The sequence below is a fragment of the Vibrio sp. Vb0667 genome, from assembly GCF_033391095.1.
Genome location: NZ_JAWPOL010000012.1, coordinates 38,718 through 62,131 on the forward strand (window position 1 = coordinate 38,718; position 23,414 = coordinate 62,131).

The window sequence follows — 23,414 nt, forward strand, 5'->3', positions numbered from 1 at the left end:
GCTATAAAGTTTTTTGTTATTATCAGATAATTATCAGTAGTACATGGACTTAACCGTAGTCACTTCATGGGAATCTTGGAATCCGATATTCAGTCGCAGCTGCATCAGCTGAGTTGTCAACTTGACCAACTCAGACTGACTCATCGTGATACTTCACTCAAATTCAAACGTGAACAACAAGTTCTTAAACGCGTTGTGGCATCATTGTCTTCAGCTTGCCAGGGTTCGAATACTCAGGTATCCAACTACCTATTTGAAATCCAACAAGAGCTGCAACATCAAAAAGATATCAGCACTCTTATCCCGCGTTTAGCGGTATTAGAGAGGATGCTCAAACAGCAGTCGAAGACGATGGATAAACAGAACGGTTACCTTGACGAACAAATCAAGCACAGTGGTGAAACACTGCAACGTGTCACTGGCTTACCTGCGCAGTTAAAACGTGAACTACGGAACCTGATGAGTTTCTCTGAAGTTCACGCCAGCAATAAAGCTGATCAAGCCACTAAGCTACTGAGTATTTACGAACGCGCTCTGAAAATCATCACGTCTAATTCACGTCTACATCTTAGTGAATTTGAAAACAATCCTGACAGATCTCAACTTGAATGCTTGGCCAGCGACCTTCAACATACTATTACAGAGCTGGATTTCGAGGGAGAATCAGGCGATAGATTGCTGGATATTCGCGCTAAGTTGCTCCTTGGCGTGAGTGCCGAGTCTCTCATTGAGCTTACGCTCTCAACGCTGAAATTGGTTGTCGAAGCAACAAAGTTCGAGCGCGAGGCGTCTAGCCAATTCCTTGATCAGCTGAACACTTCTCTCGCAAGTAACCTAAAAACCGTTCATCAGAACGTCGACCAGCATCATACCTACTTTGAACACCGCCAAGAGCTCAACACAGAAATGAACAGCTTGGTTGAATTAAGCCAAAAGTCACTTAATCAAGCTCAAGATATCGCGGTTGTGAAAAAAGAAATCACGCCTCTTCTCGAAAAAATGGCGTCGCTGACAGAGCGATTGAAAATGACGGAAGAGCGAGAGCAAGCGCTGCAAGAGCGGTTAAGTTACAGTAAGAACCAACTCGAAGCGGTATTTGAAACTACGCAAGATTATCGTCGACGCTTAGATGACCAAGCTCAGCGTATGTTGCTCGACCCGCTGACTAAAGTTTATAACCGCACTGCATTTAACGATCGACTAGAGCTAGAGTATCGCCGTTGGATTCGCTCTCAGCAAAACCTTCGTGTTGTGCTATTTGATGTAGACAACTTCAAAGCGGTGAATGATAGCTATGGTTATACGGCTGGCGATAAAGCGCTGAAGATCATCGCTCGTACTATTAACAAGCTCGTATCAGAAACGGAAACAGTAGCTCGCTTTGGTGGCGAGGAGTTTATTCTACTCGTCCCGGAACAATCTGAAGAATACACACTGGATCTGATTAAGCATATCCAGCGTGATATTAGCCAATTACCCTTTAAGTTCCGTGAGCAAAATATCATGATTACCTTAGCTGCTGTATCGACGTCTTTCAAAGAGTCCGATACGCCAGAGTATGTGCTCGATCGTCTTGGCAAGATGCTTGCGGACGCTAAAAAACGTGGAACAAACCAGCTTAACTGGAGCTAAGATTCGTACAAAAAGCGAGCAAACAAACCAAATTTGGTGCAATCTACGCTTTATAACCACCCATTTTCAACGAGTTATCACATTTCTTCCCTTTTAGTCTGCTAAGCTGTAAAAACCCAAGTCACTTCAAGATGATGTATTTATAAAAGGCAAATGTATCATCTTGAGGTTGCTTGGGAGTTGATAACCATAAAACCAAATCGGCCAACTACCTTTCATCAAACCATACGTATAACACCAAAAAGGTAAGTTGGTACTTTCCCTCAAATTAATGCAACACAAGGAGGCGTTATGATTACCCATATAAGCCCCGCTGGTAGCATGGACTTGCTATCTCAACTAGAAGTAGAGCGCTTAAAGAACACAGCCTCGAGTGAACTTTATCAGCTGTACCGTAATTGCACATTAGCGGTGTTGAACTCCGGTAGCCATACCGATAACTCGAAAGAACTGCTCGATAAATACCAATCGTTTGATGTCAACGTCGTGCGTCGTGAGCGTGGTATTAAGCTTGAACTGACTAATCCGCCAGAGCACGCTTTTGTTGACGGCGAAATAATTAAAGGTATCCAAGAGCATCTGTTCTCCGTATTGCGTGATATCGTTTACGTAAACATGCATTTGGCAGACGCCCAGCGGCTCAACCTTACTAACCCAATTCACATTACGAACCTCGTGTTCGGCATTCTTCGTAATGCCAGAGCATTAACTCCAGGTATCGCACCGAATCTTGTCGTATGTTGGGGTGGTCACTCTATCAATGGAGTGGAGTATCAGTACACACGTGAAGTGGGTAACGAACTGGGCCTGCGTGAACTTAACATCTGTACAGGTTGCGGCCCTGGCGCAATGGAAGGGCCGATGAAAGGTGCAGCGATTGGGCACGCAAAGCAACGTTATACTCAGCAACGTTATCTTGGTTTAACCGAGCCCTCGATTATTGCGGCCGAGCCACCAAACCCAATAGTAAATGAACTGGTCATCATGCCCGACATCGAAAAGCGCTTGGAAGCCTTCGTCCGTATGGCTCATGGTATCGTTATTTTCCCAGGTGGCCCGGGCACAGCGGAAGAGCTACTGTACATTCTTGGCATCATGATGCACCCGGATAACGCCGATCAGCCAATGCCTATCGTATTAACAGGACCAAAAGAGAGTGAAGAGTACTTCCGCTCTATTGATGAGTTCATTCGCGACACACTTGGTGAGGAAGGGCAAAAGCACTACGAGATCATCATTGACGACCCGGCAGAAGTCGCTCGTATTATGAAACGCTCCATGGACTCGGTACGCCTTCACCGAAAAGAGAAAGGCGATGCGTACAGCTTTAACTGGTCATTGAAAATTGAGCCAAACTTCCAACTGCCATTCGAGCCTACTCATGAGTCGATGGAACAATTGGATTTAAGCCTAGATCAAGAACCGCAAGTTTTAGCGGCCAACTTGCGTCAAGCCTTCTCTGGCATAGTGGCAGGTAACGTAAAGGCTGAAGGCATTCGAGAAATAGAACGTAGAGGGCCTTTCACCATTCATGGCGACGCAGTCCTCATGAAAAAACTCGATAAGTTGCTAAAAGACTTTGTCGAACAGCACCGAATGAAATTACCTGGCGGTTCAGACTACGAACCGTGTTATCGAATCGCTCACCCGGAAATTGGTGGTCGATAGTCAGGCTAGCATTCGTTACACTAGGGGCATTACGCCCCTTTTTTATTGCTAAGTCATTATGTCTATTCATCTTGTTATCATTGATGCCCTAAACCTGATCCGCCGAGTGCACTCAGCACAACCAGATCCAACCGACATAGCAAGAACCATAACCACAACGCAAAGAACCCTCACTCGCATTCTGTCAGAGGCCAACCCGACACACATCATCGCAGTTTTTGATCACCACGAACAAGACAGAGGTTGGCGCGCTGAAATTCTCCCTGACTATAAGCAAAACCGAAAACCAATGCCTCTGCCACTACTGCAAGGGTTAGATGCGATTCAACAAGCGTGGTGGGAGCAAGGTATTGATTCATTGCTGTCTGAAGGCGATGAAGCAGATGATTTGGTTGCTACACTCGCAACGAAAGTGGCCAGCCATGGTGAAAAAGTCACCATCGTTTCCACAGACAAAGGTTACTGCCAGCTACTTTCCCCTACCCTACAAATCCGTGATTATTTCCAACATCGTTGGTTAGATGAACCATTTATCGAAAAAGAGTTCGGCGTAAAACCAAGTCAACTAGCGGATTACTGGGGATTGACAGGGATAAGCTCTAGCCAGGTTCCGGGCGTACCTGGAATTGGCCCGAAAGCAGCGAAAGAGATTCTCACTCAGTTTGAGAGTATTGAAGCTGCCTACGCTAGTGAAGATCTCGTACCGAAATACCGTAAAAAATTGGATGAGCACATTGAGTCTGCTCGTTTATGTAAACTCGTCGCCGCTTTAAAGTGCGATATAGAACTAGGCTTTAACTTGCAAGATATTCGCTTTTTAGGGCCAAACAAAGCGGAGTAGTGCCCGATGGTAGTTTCACACCATGAAACACTCAGATATTAAAAAAGCGCCATTTGAAGGCGCTTTTTCTATTCTAATCACTATTCCCAAAAGACTCGGGGAATAAAGTTAGTAAGGTGAAATATTCGACAGACATTGGATATGAATCGTGATTTCTTCACGATCATGATACAAATGTTTAGCTTGTAGCTTGAACTTTACCTTATTATCAATGAGGAACTGCTTCAGATTTTCAAGGTCTTGCAGCACTTCGTCATAACGCCCTTTCATTGGCAGCTTAAGGTTAAAGATGGCCTCTTTTGCCCAACCTTTTAACAGCCACTGTCCCATCAGGTGAGCAACACGAGCTGGCTTTTCCACCATGTCACAAACAATCCATGTTACGTTCTTGCGGTCTGGTTCGAACTTAAAACCATCCACCATATGGTGCTTGATCTGGCCAGTTTCCATCAAACTGTCTGCCATCATGCCGTTATCAACGCAGTGAACGAACATTGAGCGCTTCACTAATTGGTACGTCCAACCGCCTGGACATGCACCTAAATCCACACCCCACATACCTGGTGCTAAACGCTCATCCCACTCTTCACGTGGAATAAAGACATGAAATGCTTCTTCCAGTTTAAGTGTTGAACGACTTGGAGCGTCTGCTGGGAATTTAAGGCGAGGGATACCCATGAAGAACTGTGAGTTGTTGTCAGTGTAAGAGTAACCAACGTAACAGTGGCCAGGCTCAACAAAGCAAATGTGCAGTACTGGTTTTTTCGCGTTATCTTTGTTCAGCATTAAGCCTTTGCCGCGCAACGCTTGACGCATTGGGACGGTAAACTTACGGCAGAATTTCAGTAGCTCTTTCGCTTCATTTGTATCTGGCGTTTCAATTCTCAAATCACCACAACGAGGGAATGCTTCAATGTCTGCTAGTTCATTCAAAATTGGACTAATGCGGTCATCACTTGGCAACGATTGAAACTCAGCTGCTACCGCAAACATTTGTCGAGCAAAAATTAAAGACTTAAAGTCTAAACCTCTCGCAAGTTTGTCGGCATCTCCATCTTGGTAACACTCGAAGACAACATAACCTGAGTTTCTCTTCACACGAGGGAAGCCATACACTTCCAACTGTGTCGCTTTGTCCTGAATTTCACCAGCACACTCTTTCTCAAAGCCAGAACGGCAATAGAGCATTAGTTGTTTCACTTGGAGACCTCTTTGATATTGAACGCAGCAAAAAAGAACAGACACCAACCAATCATGAACAGCAACCCTCCTACAGGAGTAATTGGCCCAAACCACTTAATGCCCGTCAGCGCCAGCGCGTAAAGACTGCCGCTAAAACAAAAGATGCCGATAATAAAGCAAATCGCCGCAATGAAAAAATACTTTTGTGCTTTTTGTCCCAAATTGAGCAGAAGCAGAATGGCACAAAACACAATCGCCAACGTGTGAATAAATTGATACAGAACTCCGGTCTCAAATACACCGAGCAAATAAGGGGCCAGTGTCGCTTTTAGCCCATGAGCAGCAAATGCTCCAAGAGCGACCGAAAGCAGCCCAGACAAACCAGAGAATGAGAGTAACCACTTACTTTTCACTGTACACCTCTTTTATAAACGCCGCTAACTGCTCTATCGCGAGTGCAATGTTACCCACTTCAGTATGACCTGAGATCTTGCGCGGTTTGAAGCTGTGGTCACCATCAGGTAAAAAGCTCACCGTTACTTGTGACGAAAGGACGAAATCATCGAATTCCTCACGCTTACCAAAGGTGTCTCGTTCCCCTTGCAGAATCAGCGTAGGTTTCTCAATGGTTGCTAAGTGCTCGCCTTTGTATTTCTCTGGCTTTCCTGGCGGGTGAAATGGAAACCCTAAACAGGCAATGCCCGCCACCAGCTCATTTTCAGCCAACAAGCTCGACATACGACCGCCCATTGACTTACCACCAATAACCACGGGAGAAGAAGTAAAGTGAGCGATCACTTCGCTGTATGCTTCGAGCAACTTTGGCGCGCGATCGGGCGGACGCTTTTTGCCATCTTCCGAACGTTTCACCATGTAAGGGAAATTAAAACGCACTACACGAATACCTTGCTCCACTAATCCTTTGGCGACCGCTGTCATGAAATCATGCTCCATCCCCGCACCTGCGCCGTGAGCAAAAATAAACAGCGGTCCGTTTTCAGGTCCCTCAGCTATCCAGTGATTCATCCAATACTTCCTCTTGTTCTTTTCTCGCGGTTGCTAACATCCAGTCTCTAAACGTTGCGATTCGGCCCATATCTGCCTGCTGTTCATGACACACCACATAGAATGCATTCTTAGATATCAACACCTCGTCGAATGGTGCAATGAGTCGTCCGGCTTCCATTTCAGGTTTGGCGAGTACGTTGTTACCGAGCGCGACCCCCTGACCGTGCGCAGCAGCCTGTAGCACCATCGTTGAGTGACTAAAAATAGGACCGTGGTTTACGTTGATGCCTTCAATGTTGTAATGACGAGCAAACTGCTTCCAGTCTTTACGCGAAGTATCGTGTAACAAAGTATGTAATTTGAGGTCACTTAAAGATTCTAATGGTTTGTTACCCAAAAGTAATGAAGGTGAACAAAGTGGGATCAAAAACTCTTGGTACAATTTATCTGCTCGCAAACCTGGCCAGTTCCCACGGCCATAGTAGATCGCCACATCAACATCATCAGTCAGTGAGCCTTCATCCATATCTACGGCTTTAATACGTACATCGATATCGGGCTCTTGAGCATTAAAATCGGCCAAACGAGGTACAAGCCATTGGATAGCAAAACTCGGCGGTAGGCTAATCGTCAATGCCCCTTTTTCGCTACGTTCCAACACCTTATCTGTCGCTTCCGCAATCGAGGTGAAAATATCTTTGATATCGAGAAAGTAACTTTGGCCTTCTTCTGTTAACAACAAAGAACGATTACGTCGACGGAAGAGCTTCAATGATAAGAACTCTTCAAGCGCTTTAATCTGGTGACTGACCGCGGCTTGAGTAACAAATAACTCTTCTGCTGCTCGTGTAAAACTGAGATGACGAGCAGCCGCTTCGAAGACTCGAAGCGAATTTAATGGAGGCAATCTGCGAGACATATGGGACCTCTAATAGGATTAGTTTTTTTAATCTGAAACATTATAAAATGTCCGTTGTCGAACAGCCAGATAAATTCTATATTTCACCCCGCAACACGGGCCTGAACGGCTTGATTTCTTTGGAAATCAATTGGCTTCGTTGTTGCGATGTTGTGTTTGCAAACTCGTATTTCGAGTTAGGTAGATTTCTACCATAATGTTTTGTCCACACTCCCTGTGACAAAACATATACTTCCTGTATTTATTTTTGACCTGTCTGTCAAATTTGTTACACCGCCTAAATTAGGCGGTGTTTTTTTATCTATCAAAAATCTCATCCGCATATCTGGCAGCAATATCACTTTATTACTCTTCTTTCGGATTAATTATCGTTATATCAACACAAAGTGTATGGCTTTGCGATAAGCCTCAACATTATGCTAAGTAATGGTTGTCTGTAACGCGATCAAAAACAAAAAAGGCGCAAATTGATGTCTCAATTTGCGCCTTTTAACGTATTTTATCAGTCAGCTATGGACGGTAAACTTTTACGTTGCTGAAGCCTTGCTCTTGCAAGTAAAGCGCTTGCAGACGGCTCATCACACCGCGGTCACAGTAAAGTAGGTATGTCTTAGACTGGTCTAAGTCACCAAACTGTGTACCCAGCTTGTAGAAAGGGATATGTTTCACATCCACACCTTCGATTTCAAGTGGGTTATCGTCTTCCTCTTCAGGACTACGAATATCTAGCACAACCGCGTGCTCTTCTACCGCTTGAACTTGCTCTACTTCTGGTGCGGCTTGCTCAGACTCTTTCGCGATATCACGAATGTCCATCATGCGAGCTTCTTGAACCACTTGCTCAAGGATACTAAAGTCGAATTTCTCTTCTTCAGCTTCTAGCTTGCCTTTCACCGCTTTCACGGTTGGCTTCTTAGAGATAACACCACAGTATTCTGGCATTGTCTTCGCGAAATCTTCTGTGCCGATTTCACGTGCTAGATTGATGATGTCTTCTTTATCCCAGTTGATAAGTGGACGCAGAATCAGCGTGTCTGTTACGTTGTCGATGTGGCGTAGATTGGTTAGCGTTTGGCTCGATACTTGACCTAGCGCTTCACCTGTTACCAATGCTTCGATCTTCATCTTCTGAGCGATCATGCCTGCTGCACGCATGAACATACGCTTCAAGATCACGCCCATTTGGCCGTCATCGACTTTCTCTAGGATTTCCGCAACCACAGGCTCGAAATCAACTGAGATAAAACGTACTTTTGCTGAAGAACCGTATTTGTTCCATAGGTAGTGAGAAACCTGCTTAACGCCGATTTCGTGTGCTGGACCACCTAAGTTAAAGAAGCAGTAATGTACTTTTGAACCACGCTTGATATGAAGATAGCTTGAAACACCAGAGTCGAAACCACCCGAGATCAGGCTTAACACGTCTTCTTGCGTACCCAGAGGAAAACCACCTAGGCCTTTATGACGAGACAATACTTGGTTTAGCTTGTCGTTCGAGACCTCTACCTTGATCGTCACGTCTGGGTTTCGTAGCTTAACACTAGCGCTTTCAATCGCTTGATTTAAACCACCGCCTACATAACGCTCTAGTTCAATAGAGGTAAAGTCATGCTTGCCGCGACGCTTCGCACGTACAACAAAGGTTTTATTTTCGAGTGCAGCACGGTTGAGTTCTAGTACTTGCTCGAAGATATCGTGCAAGTCTTTAAATTCAGTTTGCTTCACTTCCAGTACGTGGTGAATACCTGGTGTATGAGTCAAAACCTCAAGAACTTCAGCGTGGAATTCGTTACTCTCAGAGGTCACTTCAATGTGATCACGACGGTTAAATACCGCGACAGACTCCGTGCGGCTCTTAATGATGTTACGAATGTTGCACTCTAAAATCTTTGTGAAGCGCTTACGCACAGATTCACTTTTTACAAAAATTTCTGGATGGGGCTTTACAATAAATTTCATAGTCTAATTCGCAGGTTAGTTTCGCAATCAACAAAGAGTGACACTCAACTTCAATACTTCATACGCAGTAAAACCGCGTTTCAGTCACAAAAAGTAGTCTGAGCTCACTTTTAAGGCGCAAGATTATACACCCAAGCGGATTGGAAAAACAAAAAAAGCGAGCAATCTGCTCGCTTTCTTATCTCTTTACTGACTTAAAACTAAAGCCTAGTTATTGAATTACCGGCACTTCTTCACTGTAGAGAGGCTCGCCTTGCATAATGCTGATTTCAACCCGTCGGTTAAGCGCGCGATTTTCATCAGAATCATTCGGTAACAAGGGCTCCGTATCCGCCATGCCTCGTACTCTTAAACGTTGATGAGAGAAGCCTCTCACTTTCTCCATCTCTTGCGCGACTGATACTGCGCGCTGAGAAGAGAGATCCCAGTTAGAACGATAAAGTTCCGAATCTAGCGGTCGATTGTCTGTATGGCCAGATACTCGAACAATGCCTGGCACATCTTTTACTAGCTCTGCAATCTGACGAACTAAAGGGCGAAACTTAGGCTGCAAGAAGGCCGAACCTTCTGGGAATGCACCTTTTTCACGCATACGTATAACAATCTGCTGACCGAGGTTTTCAACTTCAATGGCGCCTTGTTCAATCTCTCGTTCTAAGGCTTTCTTGATGCTTTCCATCAAGGTTTCCATCTCTTGCGACATCTCTTTAGATTGCTGTTGTTGCATGTCCGCTTCGGCAGACTCATTGTTTTGAGTTGACGTTTCTGGCGATTGCCCACCCGTTAACTTGCCTTCATCACGTTTTGTGCCACCAGCTCGATTAGACTCTCCTTCATGGAATTCAAGCGTCTGCTGAGTGATGTCCATGGTTTGCTGCATGATAACATCAATCGGAGTAGGTTCCGGCCTACCCGGTCGAAACTCTTGGGCAATAATGCTAGTGCCTTTGGGAATGTCTTTCACTTCAAGCTGATTTTGCACACCGAAGGCAAATTTCATTGATCCTGCAATTTGTTTGAACTTCAGTACATCCATCTCAGAAAACGAGAGCAGAAGAACAAAGAAACACATCAGTAGCGACATCAAATCTGCGAATGTCCCCATCCATAACGGGAGGCCAGGTGGCGGACAATCGCATTTGTTATCTTCATCATCCATCACGACTCTCCAAGTTACTCGTCAATCTCAAGGACACGTTTACCTTCATTGAGGTAGTTCTTCAAGTAACTATCGATCACTCGCGGGTTTTGGCCATCTTGAATCGCTAATACGCCATCCATGATCAAACGGCGATTTAGCGTTTCTTGGTCACGGCGAAGAGAAAGCTTATCCGCAATAGGGAAAAACACCATATTGGACAGGATCGCGCCATACAATGTGGTCAAGAGTGCAACGGCCATTGCTGGTCCAATCGCTTTAGGGTCATCCATGTTTGAAAGCATCGCAACAAGACCAACCAAGGTGCCAATCATTCCCATCGCAGGAGCAACGTCGCCAAAGGCGCGAAATACACCAGTACCTTGCGTATGTCGTTCATCCGTAAGCGCGATGTCTTTTTTGAGTGCCGCTCTCACAACGTCGGCATCATGGCCATCAACCAGTAGATCAATGCCTTTCTGCATGAATGTGTTGTTTATTTCCATCTCTTCAAGAGCAAGAAAACCACCTTTACGTGCCGCGTCGGCCATTTCCACAATTTTTGCGATCAGGTCTTCGGGTTCATCCGCTTTAAACATGAAGGCTTTGCCAGCAATCTTTGTCGCACCAAAAAACTGTCCCATTGTGAACTTCATCAACACGACGAATATTGAGCCACCAACGACAATAAGGATCGACGTGACATCGACAAACATGCCGATGCTGCCACCAAGCACCATCGCCATAATGACGAATGCAAAACCACCAATCAAACCTAATAGGGTTGCTAAATCCACAAAGCACTCCTCACGCTATACTCAAATACTGCCATTGGGCGGATTATTACCTGTATCGACAACTCGCGCAGAATTTTTAGAAAAATCTTAGCTAATGGATCACAAATTACACTTAACAACCTCAACCAAAATATGGGGTTTCATCGCTTAGACTCGTTGAACGCTAATTTTGTGACAATTATATAAGGTTAAATTTGACCAAGTTACTAGGCTAAGGTAACTTTCGTGCATCTTACCCGAGGCTTGATTAAGGCAGAAAAAAGATGGCGGTCAAGAAACCAGAAAACATGACCTTTGAAGCAACCATTGAAGAGCTTGATAGCTTGGTTGATCAATTAGAAAATGGCGATCTTGCTCTAGATGATGCCCTGCGTAAGTTTGAACGAGGCATTGCCTTAGCTCGTGCAGGCCAAACTAAATTAAGCGACGCCGAACAGCGCGTGAGCATTCTTCTTAGTGAAGATGATGAAGCACCACTGAGTGACTTCAAACCAGATTCAGAATAACAATCAGTAGTGAGCAATGTGATGCAACAGACATTGACGTCTTTTCAACAAAGAAACAATCAGCAATTGAATTTGTGGCTCGATCAGCTTCCATATCAAGAGCAGCCATTGATTCAAGCAATGAAATACGGCCTTTTGCTAGGTGGGAAACGCGTTCGCCCTTTTCTTGTTTACATCACAGGTCAAATGCTCGGCTGTAAACCTGAAGACTTAGACACCCCCGCCGCTGCTATCGAATGTATACATGCCTACTCACTCATTCATGATGATCTGCCAGCCATGGACGATGATGAACTGCGTCGAGGTCAACCAACTTGTCATATTAAGTTTGATGAAGCAACCGCAATACTGACAGGTGATGCACTACAAACTCTTGCCTTCACTATTATTTCTGATGGTCAATTAAGCTCGGCGGCAGAAGCTCAACGCATCAATATGATCAAAGCCTTAGCGCATTCCTCTGGTGCCAGCGGCATGTGTGTAGGGCAAGCCTTAGATTTAGGCGCGGAAAATCGCCTAGTTTCTCTTGAAGAAATGGAAGAGATACACCGTAAAAAAACCGGAGCTCTGATTGATTGTGCGGTAAAATTAGGTGCATTAGCTGCTGGTGAGAAAGGTATCGAGGTTCTACCTCACTTGGAGCGCTACTCAAAAGCAATTGGTTTGGCGTTTCAGGTTCAAGACGATATTCTTGATATCATCAGTGACACAGAAACACTGGGTAAGCCTCAAGGTTCCGACCAAGGTCTGAATAAGAGCACTTATCCTTCCCTGCTGGGTTTAGAGGGAGCCATAGAGAAAGCTCACACTCTGTTACAGGAAGCACTTCAAGCATTGGAAGCTATCCCATACAATACTCAGTTACTCGAAGAGTTCGCCCGATATGTCATCGAGCGCAAAAATTAACACTATAAGCGCGCATTTATATGACTCTTGATATTTCAAAGTACCCAACACTGGCGTTAGCAAATACACCGGAAGAATTACGTCTTCTTCCGAAAGAAACATTACCAAATCTGTGTGATGAACTGCGAACGTATCTGCTAAATTCAGTGAGCCAATCTAGCGGACACTTAGCGTCTGGCTTAGGCACCGTGGAGCTAACTGTCGCTCTGCATTATGTTTACAACACCCCTATCGACAAATTGATCTGGGATGTTGGTCATCAGGCTTACCCGCATAAAATCCTCACCGGACGTCGCGATAAAATGCCAACAATTCGCCAAAAGGATGGTCTACACCCTTTCCCTTGGCGTGAAGAAAGTGAATATGACACCTTATCTGTCGGCCACTCTTCGACATCGATTAGTGCAGGTCTTGGCATGGCCATCAGCGCACAAAAAGAAGGTAAAGGTCGCAAAATCGTCAGTGTGATTGGTGATGGCGCAATTACAGCAGGCATGGCATTCGAAGCCATGAACCACGCTGGCGACGTTCATCCTGATATGTTGGTGATTTTGAACGACAACGAAATGTCGATTTCAGAAAACGTCGGCGCCCTGAATAACCACCTTGCGAAAGTACTTTCTGGCAGCTTGTACACTTCTATCCGTGAAGGCGGCAAGAAAGTGCTGTCTGGTGTCCCACCTATTAAAGAGTTGGTTCGCCGTACGGAAGAGCACCTAAAAGGCATGGTAGTGCCTGGTACTCTGTTCGAAGAGTTCGGCTTTAATTACATTGGCCCGATTGATGGACACGACGTCAATGAACTCGTCAAAACGCTGAAAAATATGCGTGAGCTCAAAGGTCCTCAGTTCCTACACATCATGACCAAGAAAGGCAAAGGTTATGAGCCTGCCGAGAAAGATCCTATCGGCTACCATGGTGTTCCTAAATTCGATCCAACGCATAATTGTCTGCCGAAGAGCAGTGGCGGTAAGCCAACTTACTCAAAGATCTTCGGTGACTTTTTATGTGACATGGCGGCCCAAGATCCTAAGCTAATGGCAATTACGCCAGCGATGCGCGAAGGCTCGGGTATGGTGCGTTTCTCAAAAGAGTACCCAGACCAATACTTTGATGTGGCGATTGCTGAGCAGCACGCTGTAACACTGGCAACAGGCATGGCAATTGCGGGCGATCATCCAATCGTTGCTATCTATTCGACTTTCTTGCAACGTGGTTATGACCAATTGATCCACGACATCGCGATCATGGACTTACCAGTGATGTTTGCGATCGACCGCGCAGGTCTCGTTGGCGCAGATGGTCAAACTCACCAAGGTGCGTTCGATTTGAGCTTTATGCGCTGTATTCCGAACATGGTGATCATGGCGCCAAGTGACGAAAACGAGTGCCGACAAATGCTTTACACTGGCCATAAGCATTCTGGCCCGAGTGCGGTTCGATACCCTCGTGGTAGCGGCATGGGCGTAGAAATCGAAACTGAGTTTACGGCGTTAGAAATCGGTAAAGGGCGCATGGTTCGCCAAGGTGAAAAAGTTGCTATTCTGAGCTTTGGTACTTTCTTGGGTAACGCGCTAGAAGCGGCAGAATACCTTAACGCCACTGTTGCTGATATGCGCTTTGTGAAGCCGCTCGATGAAGCATTAATTCGTCAATTAGCCGCAGATCATGACGTGCTCGTGACGTTAGAAGAAAATGTTATCGCGGGTGGTGCTGGTGCTGGTGTCGTTGAGTTCATGATGAAAGATAAAATCATTAAACCTGTGTTGAACCTAGGTTTACCAGATGAGTTTATTCATCAGGGAACACAAGATGAACTGCATGAAGAGCTTGGTCTCGATGCAAAAGGAATTGAAAAATCCATCTTGGATTATTTAGCAAAATAGAATGTAAAAAGGGATGTTCATAGCATCCCTTTTTTACGTTCAGTGTTTAGTTCATCCAGCCCGCATATTTTGCGACTAGAAACAGGGCAACACCGGCCATAACTCCCGCCACGATATCATCAACCATAATACCCAGCCCACCGTGAACTCGCTTATCTAGCCACCCAATTGGCCAAGGTTTTACCATATCGAAAAAACGAAATAAGATGAAGCCAGTGATCAACCACTTCCATTCAGTGAGTGGAATATTCAGTGCAGGTACAATGCTCATCGTAATCCAAAAGCCTGCAAACTCATCCCATACGATTGAACCATGATCATGCACCTTCATGTCTGCAGACGTCACTTGGCATATTTGAATGCCGATCACACACGAAATCAGAACAACAATGACATACGCCGTAAATGGTAATTGTGCCAACAACAAAAAGAAAGGCACGGCCGCCAGTGTGCCCATTGTTCCAGGGATAAACGGGGATAATCCACTGCCAAAACCCGTCGCCAATAGATGCCACGGGTTCTTTAATGAAATCAGAGAAAGAGGGTTGGTCATATCCTTAAACCTATACTGCTAGTTTGGTTTCAATCGTCATGCCTGTGAGTTGCTCAATAGTAACAGGCTCTTGGCTAGAGCTTAGCTCAGATCATTTAAAGTGGTCGAAGCCACTTAAGTCCCAATCAAGTGGTTGATTGTTATCATGCAGCTCGAAGGTTCCATTTGGTCGGATTTGACCAATACATGTGACCTTACAGCCAGTATGAGATAAAGCGCTTTGTAACGAGCCTCGATTTTGCTCCGGCACGGTAAAACACAACTCGTATTCTTCGCCACTTGCTAAAGCATACTGCTGCGCGCTGATCTTATCATCTAAAAACTGGACTAATTCTGAAGAGATCGGTAGCTGAGAGACATCAATACTCACCCCAACCTGAGATCGCTGTAAAATGTGCTTAATATCAGAGATTAAACCATCTGAAATATCTATCGCCGAAGAGGCTAGGCCAACAAGAGCTTGTCCAGCAAGCACACGCGGAGAACTAAGGTAATGAGCTCGCTCTAGTGCTTCCGCGCCGGCTCTGCTGCGCAGAGAGTCATCTAGAATCACATCCAAGCCAGCTTTTGCATCGCCAAGGTTTCCCGTTACGTATACCCAATCCCCAGGCTTGGCGCCGGATCGCGTGAGCGCTTTGTCTTCAGGTACAAAACCTTGCACCGTCAGTGTCAGACACAATGGGCCTTTGGTGGTATCACCGCCTATTAACTGAATACCATAGTAATCAGCCAGTTCGAAAAATGCATCACAGAAAGGTGCAAGCCATTCTTCATCTGACTCAGGCATCGTTAATGCAAAGCTCACCCACGCAGGCGTTGCGCCCATCGCCGCCAAATCACTGATGTTAGAAGCCAATGCTTTGTGTGCGACCCATGCTGGGTTCGCGTCGGCTAAGAAATGCGTTCCAGCTACCAATGTATCCGTGCTAATCGCAATCTGAACATTAGCTGGCGCTTTGACCAAAGCGCAATCATCACCAGCGGCTAGATGGACATCTTTACGTTGGCTCTGACGACCGACGAAGTATTTGTCTATCAGATTAAATTCACCAGACATAATTCACTTACTTTTTGATGTAAAAGCTTTTGATACAAAAAAGGTCAGCATGTGCTGACCTTTTCATTGAAGAAATCGTTATTTCTTACGAATGTGAGGTGCTGCTTTATCAAGTACACCATTCACAAACTTGTGGCTATCTTCTGCTGCGAAAACTTTTGCAAGTTCAATCGCTTCATTGATAACAACTTTGTAAGGAACATCTTCGCGACGAGTCATCTCGTACATAGCAAGGCGAAGAAGAGCAAGTTCCATCATATCTAAATCCTGCATAGGACGAGAGATGTATGGACGAATTTTGCTATCTAGCTCAGCGTGGCTAAGTACAACACCGCTTAATAGTTCACGGAAGTAAGCTACGTCTGTCTCTGGAGCAGCAAGCGCTGGCTCAGATGCATGAAGTTCTTCTTCATCGTATTTGTCGCCAGACAAAAACTGTTCTTCAATCTTGGCAACATTCTCTTTAGTAATTTGCCATGAGTAGATCGCCTGTAGAGCGAATTGACGTGCGTTACGACGTGCGGCTGGTTTCACACTGGCCCCCATTAGGAATCAATTTCAGATAGTACATTAATCATTTCAAGTGCGCTTAGTGCAGCCTCTGCACCTTTATTACCAGCCTTGGTTCCTGCGCGTTCAATCGCTTGATCGATCGTATCAACAGTCAAAACACCAAATGCTACTGGAATGCTGAATTCCATAGACACTTGTGCTAGACCTTTGTTCATTTCACTACAAACATAGTCAAAGTGAGGCGTTCCACCGCGAATAACAGACCCTAGAGAAACAATAGCGTCGAATTTGCCAGTTTTAGCAACACGCTGAGCTACTAGAGGTAGTTCTACGGCACCTGGACAACGCACAACCGTGATGTTGTCTTCGCTTACTTGTCCGTGACGCTTTAGTGTATCGATCGCACCAGAAAGTAGGCTTTCGTTAATAAAACTGTTGAAACGAGAAATAACGATAGCAATTTTTGCATTTGGCGCTGGGAAGCCACCCTCGATCACTTTCATAAGCTTTCCTTTAACTCTATTTATAAGTGAAATATGTTCATCAAGTGAGAATCGCCGGATTCTAGCACAAATTTGTGAGCAATATCTAATGGAAATTGGAGGCAAATCACTGGTTCCTAGCCATTGACGAGTTAAGCACGTCAAAGACTAGGAACTTATTGTTCGGTTGTTACTCGCAGACGTACTCAACAACGTTCAGACCAAAACCACCTAACGCGTGGTACTTTTTGTTGGTCGATGACAGAAGACGCATATCATGTACACCGAGATCCGCAAGAATCTGTGAACCAACGCCAACACGGCGAGACGTGCCTTGTTTTTTAGCAAGCGTTGGGGCTTCACCTTTGTCTTGCGCTTCGAACATCTTCACGCGATGAATAAGTAGATCGGTCGATTCTTCATGGCCAAGAACAACCAGCACACCGCCTTCTTCACCAATGCGTTTCATTGCCTTATCTAGTGTCCAGCTGCGCTCTGCATTACGATCGCTACGTAGTAAGTCGGTAAAAACGTCTTGAAGATGAACGCGAACCAGTGGCGCTTTTTCTTTCAAATCGCCCTTGCACATTGCGTAGTGCACTTGGTTATCAATGGTGTCTTTGTACGTGACTAACGTGAACTCGCCAAACTCTGTCGGTAACTTGCACTCTGCCACACGTTCAATCGTTGTCTCAGTGTTATTGCGGTACTCAATTAGGTCGGCAATAGTGCCCAATTTAATACCGTGCTTCTCTGCAAAGATCTCTAGATCTGGGCGACGAGCCATCGTGCCGTCGTCATTTAAGATCTCAACAATCACCGATGCTGGCTCTAAACCAGCAAGACGAGCCAAATCACAGCCAGCTTCAGTGTGACCTGCGCGAGTCAGTACACCGCCGTCTTGAGCTGCGAGAGGGAAGATGTGACCAGGCTGCACCAAATCCGCAGCTTTAGCGTTTGGCGCGACTGCTGCTTGAACGGTACGTGCGCGATCTGCGGCTGAAATACCAGTCGTTACCCCTTCTGCTGCCTCAATCGAAACAGTAAAGTTGGTGGTGTATTGCGCATTATTGTCTTGCACCATTGGTGGCAGACCTAGACTTTCGCAACGATCTTTGGTCATGGTTAAACAAATCAGGCCACGGCCATAGGTTGCCATAAAGTTGATGGCTTCCGGCGTAATATGCTCGGCAGCCATGATCAAGTCACCTTCATTCTCGCGGTCTTCATCATCCATTAGGATGACCATTTTGCCCGCGCGAATATCATCAATAATTTCTTGTGGCGTACTGATTGGCATAGTCTGTTATCCCGTTATTCTAAATTTGTTATTGCGACAGCAATGAAAAATTACGTTGCAGTGAATGCTTAGTTAGGTCAATAGTTTGAGCTTTGCATTAAGCAAGTCAATGAATCTCGCGGTGTTCTGTGAGTCTGCTCTTTATCGCATGCCTCACGCAGCCACTCCCAAGACTTATGCAAAACCGTTTTGCTGTAAAAAGTCCATCGTGATACGAGACTCGGCCTTATCTTCTTGTTGTCCTTGCAGTAAACGCTCCATATAACGCGCAAGTACATCAACTTCTAAGTTGACTTTGCGCCCCACTTGAAACTGGTCAATCGTAGTTTCTTCACTCGTATGAGGAACGATCGTCAGCTTAAAAGCATTTTTACGTAAGTCGTTGACGGTTAGGCTAATACCATCAACAGTAATCGAGCCTTTCTCTGCAACGTACTTGCTAATTTCCGCAGGCATTGCAACCCAAAACTCTATCGCACGGCCAACTGAATTGCGTTCGACAATTTCACCAACCCCATCGACATGGCCAGAAACGATATGTCCACCCAATCGCGTTGTTGGCAACATGGCTTTTTCTACATTCACCTTATCGCCTACTTGGTATTCAGCAAACCCAGTTTTCTTCAAGGTTTCTAAGGACAGATCAGCACTGTAATAGTGGCTTCCGAAGTCAACTACCGTTAAGCAAACACCATTGGTCGCAATGCTATCGCCTAACTTAACGTCTGACATATCAAGCGTACCCGTTTCAACCGTGACGGTGATGTCTTCGCCCTTCGGCGTAATCGCAGCTAACTTGCCAACTGCTTCTACTATTCCTGTAAACATACTATTTCTTATCTAATTTCATTACGTTTTATGGTGGCGGTGATGCGAATGTCTACCCCAACCATACGAACGTCTGTAATGTTTAAATCTATGACGTCAGCCATAGCGCTTAACCCTAAAGCACCGATAAGCCCCCGACCATCGCTGCCCATGAGTTTTGGCGCAAGGTAAACAATGAGCTCATCTACAAGATTAGCCTTTATCATCGCACTCGCTAGCGTAGCTCCAGCTTCAACCCATAAGTGATTGATGTGGTGCTCATCCGAGATACGTTTTAATGTCGTTGATAAGTCAATTTGGTGAGCGCTGTCCAATAGAGGGATACAGTCTCCATCAGAGCGAACAATAACTCGTTCTCCATCGGTATGGAACAGCTTGAGCGCATCAGTTAAATGGTTCTGACGGTCTAAGATTACACGTACTGGTTGACGAAGCTCTTCTTGTAAATACTGCGCTTGAACACTATTAGGTAAGTCATCCCAGCGCACATTGAGTGATGCATTATCATCAATCACCGTTTTGCTAGTAGAAAGAATGCCACCACTTATCGCTCGATAACGCTGCACATCTTGGCGGGCCGCTGGGGAGGTGATCCATTGGCTCTGACCATTATTGAGTGCGCTTTGCCCATCCAAACTGGCTGCCATTTTTAATTGAACAAACGGCATGCCTGTGCGCATGTACTTTATAAAACCAGGGTTAAGGGCAAGGGCATCTTGCTCTAACAAGCCGATTTGTACTTCAACTCCGGCATCACGCAACATCTGGATGCCGCGACCTGCAACTTTCGGGTTTGGGTCTACCATGGCGCAAACCACACGTGCCACTTTGGCTTTAATCAGCCCTTCGGCACATGGCGGTGTACGGCCGTAATGAGAGCAAGGTTCTAGCGTCACATAAGCGGTTGCACCAACCGCTTTTTCACCCGCCATGCGCATCGCGTGCACTTCGGCATGCGGCTCACCAGCACGATGGTGATAGCCTTCACCGACAATTTCTTCATCACGAACGATGACACACCCTACATTTGGATTAGGGGCGGTGGTATAAATGCCACGTTTCGCTAACTTAATAGCTCGTGACATCATGGCGAAATCTAAATCAGAAAACGCTCTTTCAGGAGTGTGTTGAGTCATGAGCTACTCAGTCTTCTAGGCGGGCAATCTCTTCGCCAAACTCGCGAATATCTTCAAAGCTTCGGTAAACGGAAGCGAAACGAATGTAAGCCACCTTATCGAGCTCTTTGAGCTGGTCCATGACTAAATTACCAATCATTTCACTCGGAACCTCTCGCTCACCCGTCGCACGCAGTTGTGATTTGATCATACTGATCGCTAACTCTATAGAATCGGCACTCACTGGGCGTTTCTCTAAAGCGCGTTGAATACCGCCAACCATTTTATCTTCATCAAATGGTTCACGGTTGCCATTCGATTTGATCACTTTAGGCATCACTAACTCTGCGCTTTCAAACGTAGTGAAACGCTCGCTACACGCCAAGCACTGACGGCGACGTCGAACTTGATGGCCATCAGCCACTAAGCGGGAATCAATAACTTTGGTATCGTTCTCGGAACAAAAAGGACAATGCATATCACCTCCATATCTATACCAAAATAACCTCATGAGCAATCACGGATAACCACGCGTTTATGGTTATACGGACTCTATTAAAGCTATTTGGGTATAACGCTTTCAAACCGAAATAAAAGCTCATGTAGTGTAGCGGAATTGGTATGTTAGACAAAACAAAAAGGGGCGCAAAGGCCCCTTTTTCACTCAAGATCTCGTCGAATGTGTTAACTGCGTGCTAAGTAGTTCGCTTTACCAACCCACTTGTAGCTAGTTAGCTCTTCTAAGCCCATCGGACCGCGTGCATGTAGCTTTTGCGTAGATACTGCGACTTCTGCGCCAAGGCCAAATTGCGCACCGTCTGTAAAGCGCGTTGAAGCATTCACATAAACCGCCGCCGAACCGACAGAATTGATGAACAGCTCTGAGTTTTCCAAGCTATTGGTCATGATCGCATCTGAGTGGCTCGCGTTATGGACACGCATATGATCAATGGCATCTTTCACATCAGACACAACTTTTACACCAAGAGTGTAGCTCAACCATTCCGTATCAAAGTCACCTTCAACAGCATCGCGAATTTGTGTTGCTTGAGCCATCAGTGCTTTTGCCTTAGGCTCTGTCACGAAGGTCACTTTATCGTTCATGCGCTCTACGATCATTGGTAGGAATTGCGCTGCAATTTTTTCATGCACGAGCAGCGTATCTAATGAGTTACACGCAGATGGACGTTGAACTTTAGAGTTCTCAACCACATTCAGGGATTTCTTTAGATCAGCGGATTCGTCGACAAAGATATGGCTGATACCAAAGCCACCAATAATCACCGGAATCGTGCTGTTTTCTTTACACATTTTGTGTAGGCCAGCACCACCGCGTGGAATGATCATGTCGACGTAATCGTCCAACTTAAGCAATTGAGAAACAAGCTCACGATCTGGTTTTTCAATGTACTGCACAGAAGCGGCTGGAAGGTTCGCCTTTGCGAGCGCAGACTGAATAACCTTCACTAATTCCATATTCGAGAAAAATGTCTCTTTGCCACCACGTAAAATACTTGCGTTGCCGGTTTTCAAGCACAACGCTGCAATATCAATGGTTACGTTTGGACGCGCTTCATAAATTACGCCCACGACACCAAGCGGCACACGACGACGAGACAGTGACATCCCATTTTCCAGTACCTTACTGTCTATTTCGCTGCCTACAGGATCGTTCAAGCTAATGACGTTGCGAACATCATTCGCAATTGCAGTCAATCGTTCTTCATTAAGCAAAAGGCGATCGAGCAGCGCATCGGTTAAACCCGCTTCACGGCCAAGTTCGATGTCTTTAGCGTTTGCCGCCAAAATAGCAGCAGAGTTTGCTTCTAGCTCATCAGCAATGATGGCTAATGCTTGGTTCTTTTGCGCAGTTGACGCTGTCGCTAATTCGAAAGCTGCATCTTTAGCAGCTTTACCCATATTCGTTAAATCCACTTTGCTTCCCTCTAATTCTATTCCTGAATGACGACCAAATCATCGCGGTGAATCACCTCAGAGCCATAATCATGCCCCAAAATAGAGATGATATCTTTACTGTGTTTACCCGTAATTTTAGTTAGGTCATCACTTGAGTAGGCGCTGATGCCACGAGCCACCAACTTACCGTGAGCGTTTGTTACACGCGCCACTTCGCCTCGTGCGAAGTCACCACTAACTTTGATGACCCCTTTAGCAAGTAGGCTACTGCCCTTGCCGACCACAGCATTGACTGCACCATCATCAATAACGATGTCGCCCGATGCCGCAGGTCCCGCTAGAATCCAGCGTTTACGGTTCTCTAAGGCTTCAGCGCAAGGTAGGAAGCGCGTGCCCTGAGGTTCAGCACTTAAAGAGTCAAAGATAACATTCGACGCACTACCAGCAGCAATAATAACCTCGATACCTGCGCGGCGAGCGATGTCTGCGGCTTGCAGCTTCGTTGCCATACCACCAGTACCCAATGTTGTACCGCTTCCACCTGCGATTTTACGCAGCGTATCGTCGATGGTTTTTACTTCCTTGATAAGCTCTGCGTTCGGATCTTTACGAGGGTCAGCAGTAAACAGACCTTTTTGGTCCGTTAAAAGCAAGAGCTTATCTGCACCACATAAAATGCCTACCAAAGCGGAAAGGTTGTCGTTATCGCCAACTTTAATCTCGCTAGTCGCAACGGCATCATTTTCGTTTACGATAGGAACAATATCGTTCGCAACGAGCGCATTAATAGTGTCACGCGCGTTAAGGAATCGCTCACGATCTTCTAAATCGGCACGGGTTAGTAACATTTGGCCGATCTTGATACCATAAATACCAAACAAAGACTCCCATGTTTGAATCAAGCGGCTCTGCCCCACCGCGGCAAGTAACTGCTTACTCGCCATCTCGTTGGGCAATGCGGGGTAACCAAGATGCTCACGGCCTGCTGCAATCGCACCAGACGAAACCATTACGATTGAATGGCCTTGTTTTTTAAGCTCAGCACACTGGCGTGCTAACTCAACCATGTGTGCACGGTCGAGTGCCAGAGTGCCGCCTGTCAGCACACTTGTACCCAGTTTCACAACGACAGTTTGTGGTTGTGAAACAACTGCATTTTGTTGATTCGTTGTCATGATGTCTTCTGAAGTGAAAAACAAATAAAGAG

Annotated in this window: 23 protein-coding genes; 6 read left to right on the forward strand and 17 right to left on the reverse strand. The window is 45.7% G+C overall.

Annotation, left to right across the window (positions count from 1 at the left end; translation table 11 throughout):
* Positions 1 to 66: 66 nt before the first annotated feature.
* The 3 genes from R8269_RS13200 (at position 67) to xni (ending at position 4,141) form a co-directional block, all read left to right on the forward strand.
* Positions 67 to 1,632 (forward strand): diguanylate cyclase, encoded by a 1,566-nt coding sequence (locus tag R8269_RS13200; RefSeq protein WP_318222557.1) that lies wholly within the window; start codon positions 67 to 69, stop codon positions 1,630 to 1,632.
* 291 nt (positions 1,633 to 1,923) lie between these two features.
* Positions 1,924 to 3,300 (forward strand): nucleotide 5'-monophosphate nucleosidase PpnN, encoded by a 1,377-nt coding sequence (ppnN, locus tag R8269_RS13205; RefSeq protein ID WP_005383611.1) that lies wholly within the window; start codon positions 1,924 to 1,926, stop codon positions 3,298 to 3,300.
* Between the two features lie 58 nt (positions 3,301 to 3,358).
* Positions 3,359 to 4,141 carry a flap endonuclease Xni gene (gene xni, locus R8269_RS13210; RefSeq protein ID WP_138940417.1) on the forward strand — a complete coding sequence of 261 codons (783 nt, stop codon included), beginning with the start codon at positions 3,359 to 3,361 and terminating at the stop codon, positions 4,139 to 4,141.
* Between the two features lie 108 nt (positions 4,142 to 4,249).
* On the opposite strand, the gene rlmM is transcribed toward xni, so the two are convergent.
* The 7 genes from rlmM to pomA form a co-directional block, all read right to left on the reverse strand.
* On the reverse strand, positions 4,250 to 5,341 hold the full coding sequence (gene rlmM, locus R8269_RS13215; protein ID WP_017820611.1) for a 23S rRNA (cytidine(2498)-2'-O)-methyltransferase RlmM: 1,092 nt from the start codon (positions 5,339 to 5,341) through the stop codon (positions 4,250 to 4,252).
* Complete coding sequence (locus tag R8269_RS13220; protein ID WP_047010151.1) at positions 5,338 to 5,736, reverse strand: DUF423 domain-containing protein; 399 nt, start codon at positions 5,734 to 5,736, stop codon at positions 5,338 to 5,340. The genes rlmM and R8269_RS13220 overlap by 4 nt, the downstream gene beginning before the upstream one ends.
* Positions 5,726 to 6,349, reverse strand: a complete 624-nt coding sequence (locus R8269_RS13225) for an alpha/beta fold hydrolase (RefSeq protein ID WP_005383614.1) — start codon at positions 6,347 to 6,349, stop codon at positions 5,726 to 5,728. Before R8269_RS13225 ends, R8269_RS13220 begins: the two co-directional genes overlap by 11 nt.
* Positions 6,330 to 7,250 (reverse strand): transcriptional regulator GcvA, encoded by a 921-nt coding sequence (locus R8269_RS13230; RefSeq protein WP_005383616.1) that lies wholly within the window; start codon positions 7,248 to 7,250, stop codon positions 6,330 to 6,332. Before R8269_RS13230 ends, R8269_RS13225 begins: the two co-directional genes overlap by 20 nt.
* A gap of 510 nt (positions 7,251 to 7,760) precedes the next feature.
* The gene (gene thiI, locus R8269_RS13235; protein ID WP_005383617.1) at positions 7,761 to 9,209 is read right to left on the reverse strand and encodes a tRNA uracil 4-sulfurtransferase ThiI; all 1,449 of its coding nucleotides are present in this window, start codon (positions 9,207 to 9,209) and stop codon (positions 7,761 to 7,763) included.
* A 211-nt stretch (positions 9,210 to 9,420) separates the two neighbouring features.
* A complete protein-coding gene (locus R8269_RS13240) occupies positions 9,421 to 10,368 on the reverse strand; it encodes a flagellar motor protein MotB (RefSeq protein ID WP_258477569.1) in 948 nt (315 codons plus the stop codon).
* Between the two features lie 14 nt (positions 10,369 to 10,382).
* A complete protein-coding gene (gene pomA / locus R8269_RS13245; protein WP_258477568.1) occupies positions 10,383 to 11,144 on the reverse strand; it encodes a flagellar motor protein PomA in 762 nt (253 codons plus the stop codon).
* A 263-nt stretch (positions 11,145 to 11,407) separates the two neighbouring features.
* Here pomA and xseB point away from each other — a divergent pair, with 263 nt between their 5' ends.
* The 3 genes from xseB to dxs are packed head-to-tail and all read left to right on the forward strand — an operon-like array spanning position 11,408 to position 14,442.
* The gene (gene xseB / locus R8269_RS13250) at positions 11,408 to 11,650 is read left to right on the forward strand and encodes an exodeoxyribonuclease VII small subunit (protein ID WP_005381566.1); all 243 of its coding nucleotides are present in this window, start codon (positions 11,408 to 11,410) and stop codon (positions 11,648 to 11,650) included.
* A 21-nt stretch (positions 11,651 to 11,671) separates the two neighbouring features.
* Positions 11,672 to 12,556: a (2E,6E)-farnesyl diphosphate synthase gene (gene ispA / locus R8269_RS13255; protein ID WP_042521208.1), complete on the forward strand. Its 885-nt coding sequence runs from the start codon at positions 11,672 to 11,674 to the stop codon at positions 12,554 to 12,556.
* Between the two features lie 20 nt (positions 12,557 to 12,576).
* Positions 12,577 to 14,442 (forward strand): 1-deoxy-D-xylulose-5-phosphate synthase, encoded by a 1,866-nt coding sequence (dxs, locus tag R8269_RS13260; RefSeq protein ID WP_005381568.1) that lies wholly within the window; start codon positions 12,577 to 12,579, stop codon positions 14,440 to 14,442.
* A 46-nt stretch (positions 14,443 to 14,488) separates the two neighbouring features.
* Here the strand turns inward: dxs and pgpA are convergent, their stop codons facing one another.
* From pgpA to proB, 10 genes are all read right to left on the reverse strand, one after another.
* Entirely contained in the window at positions 14,489 to 14,995 is a 507-nt protein-coding gene (gene pgpA, locus R8269_RS13265; RefSeq protein WP_031780838.1) for a phosphatidylglycerophosphatase A, read from the reverse strand.
* 91 nt (positions 14,996 to 15,086) lie between these two features.
* Entirely contained in the window at positions 15,087 to 16,052 is a 966-nt protein-coding gene (gene thiL, locus R8269_RS13270; RefSeq protein WP_318222558.1) for a thiamine-phosphate kinase, read from the reverse strand.
* Between the two features lie 78 nt (positions 16,053 to 16,130).
* A complete protein-coding gene (gene nusB, locus R8269_RS13275) occupies positions 16,131 to 16,598 on the reverse strand; it encodes a transcription antitermination factor NusB (RefSeq protein WP_005381571.1) in 468 nt (155 codons plus the stop codon).
* Entirely contained in the window at positions 16,598 to 17,068 is a 471-nt protein-coding gene (gene ribE / locus R8269_RS13280; protein ID WP_005381572.1) for a 6,7-dimethyl-8-ribityllumazine synthase, read from the reverse strand. Before ribE ends, nusB begins: the two co-directional genes overlap by 1 nt.
* 169 nt (positions 17,069 to 17,237) lie before the next feature.
* On the reverse strand, positions 17,238 to 18,347 hold the full coding sequence (gene ribBA / locus R8269_RS13285) for a bifunctional 3,4-dihydroxy-2-butanone-4-phosphate synthase/GTP cyclohydrolase II (protein WP_005381573.1): 1,110 nt from the start codon (positions 18,345 to 18,347) through the stop codon (positions 17,238 to 17,240).
* A gap of 174 nt (positions 18,348 to 18,521) precedes the next feature.
* Entirely contained in the window at positions 18,522 to 19,175 is a 654-nt protein-coding gene (locus R8269_RS13290) for a riboflavin synthase (protein ID WP_171344832.1), read from the reverse strand.
* An 8-nt stretch (positions 19,176 to 19,183) separates the two neighbouring features.
* On the reverse strand, positions 19,184 to 20,311 hold the full coding sequence (gene ribD, locus R8269_RS13295) for a bifunctional diaminohydroxyphosphoribosylaminopyrimidine deaminase/5-amino-6-(5-phosphoribosylamino)uracil reductase RibD (RefSeq protein WP_258477567.1): 1,128 nt from the start codon (positions 20,309 to 20,311) through the stop codon (positions 19,184 to 19,186).
* Positions 20,312 to 20,318: 7 nt separating this feature from the next.
* A complete protein-coding gene (nrdR, locus tag R8269_RS13300; RefSeq protein WP_005381578.1) occupies positions 20,319 to 20,768 on the reverse strand; it encodes a transcriptional regulator NrdR in 450 nt (149 codons plus the stop codon).
* Between the two features lie 206 nt (positions 20,769 to 20,974).
* Complete coding sequence (locus tag R8269_RS13305; RefSeq protein ID WP_054579047.1) at positions 20,975 to 22,225, reverse strand: glutamate-5-semialdehyde dehydrogenase; 1,251 nt, start codon at positions 22,223 to 22,225, stop codon at positions 20,975 to 20,977.
* A gap of 17 nt (positions 22,226 to 22,242) precedes the next feature.
* Positions 22,243 to 23,382, reverse strand: coding sequence for a glutamate 5-kinase (gene proB / locus R8269_RS13310; RefSeq protein WP_213906072.1), 1,140 nt, complete (start codon positions 23,380 to 23,382; stop codon positions 22,243 to 22,245).
* Between the last annotated feature and the right edge of the window lie 32 nt (positions 23,383 to 23,414).

Coding starts and splice junctions, on each gene's coding strand:
- R8269_RS13200 (WP_318222557.1), top strand. CDS start 67: ATGGGAATCTTGGAATCCGATATTCAGTCGCAGCTGCATCAGCTGAGT.
- ppnN (WP_005383611.1), top strand. CDS start 1,924: ATGATTACCCATATAAGCCCCGCTGGTAGCATGGACTTGCTATCTCAA.
- xni (WP_138940417.1), top strand. CDS start 3,359: ATGTCTATTCATCTTGTTATCATTGATGCCCTAAACCTGATCCGCCGA.
- R8269_RS13225 (WP_005383614.1), bottom strand. CDS start 6,349: ATGAATCACTGGATAGCTGAGGGACCTGAAAACGGACCGCTGTTTATT.
- R8269_RS13230 (WP_005383616.1), bottom strand. CDS start 7,250: ATGTCTCGCAGATTGCCTCCATTAAATTCGCTTCGAGTCTTCGAAGCG.
- thiI (WP_005383617.1), bottom strand. CDS start 9,209: ATGAAATTTATTGTAAAGCCCCATCCAGAAATTTTTGTAAAAAGTGAA.
- R8269_RS13240 (WP_258477569.1), bottom strand. CDS start 10,368: ATGGATGATGAAGATAACAAATGCGATTGTCCGCCACCTGGCCTCCCG.
- xseB (WP_005381566.1), top strand. CDS start 11,408: ATGGCGGTCAAGAAACCAGAAAACATGACCTTTGAAGCAACCATTGAA.
- ispA (WP_042521208.1), top strand. CDS start 11,672: ATGCAACAGACATTGACGTCTTTTCAACAAAGAAACAATCAGCAATTG.
- dxs (WP_005381568.1), top strand. CDS start 12,577: ATGACTCTTGATATTTCAAAGTACCCAACACTGGCGTTAGCAAATACA.
- pgpA (WP_031780838.1), bottom strand. CDS start 14,995: ATGACCAACCCTCTTTCTCTGATTTCATTAAAGAACCCGTGGCATCTA.
- thiL (WP_318222558.1), bottom strand. CDS start 16,052: ATGTCTGGTGAATTTAATCTGATAGACAAATACTTCGTCGGTCGTCAG.
- nusB (WP_005381571.1), bottom strand. CDS start 16,598: ATGGGGGCCAGTGTGAAACCAGCCGCACGTCGTAACGCACGTCAATTC.
- ribE (WP_005381572.1), bottom strand. CDS start 17,068: ATGAAAGTGATCGAGGGTGGCTTCCCAGCGCCAAATGCAAAAATTGCT.
- ribBA (WP_005381573.1), bottom strand. CDS start 18,347: ATGCCAATCAGTACGCCACAAGAAATTATTGATGATATTCGCGCGGGC.
- R8269_RS13290 (WP_171344832.1), bottom strand. CDS start 19,175: ATGTTTACAGGAATAGTAGAAGCAGTTGGCAAGTTAGCTGCGATTACG.
- ribD (WP_258477567.1), bottom strand. CDS start 20,311: ATGACTCAACACACTCCTGAAAGAGCGTTTTCTGATTTAGATTTCGCC.
- nrdR (WP_005381578.1), bottom strand. CDS start 20,768: ATGCATTGTCCTTTTTGTTCCGAGAACGATACCAAAGTTATTGATTCC.
- proB (WP_213906072.1), bottom strand. CDS start 23,382: ATGACAACGAATCAACAAAATGCAGTTGTTTCACAACCACAAACTGTC.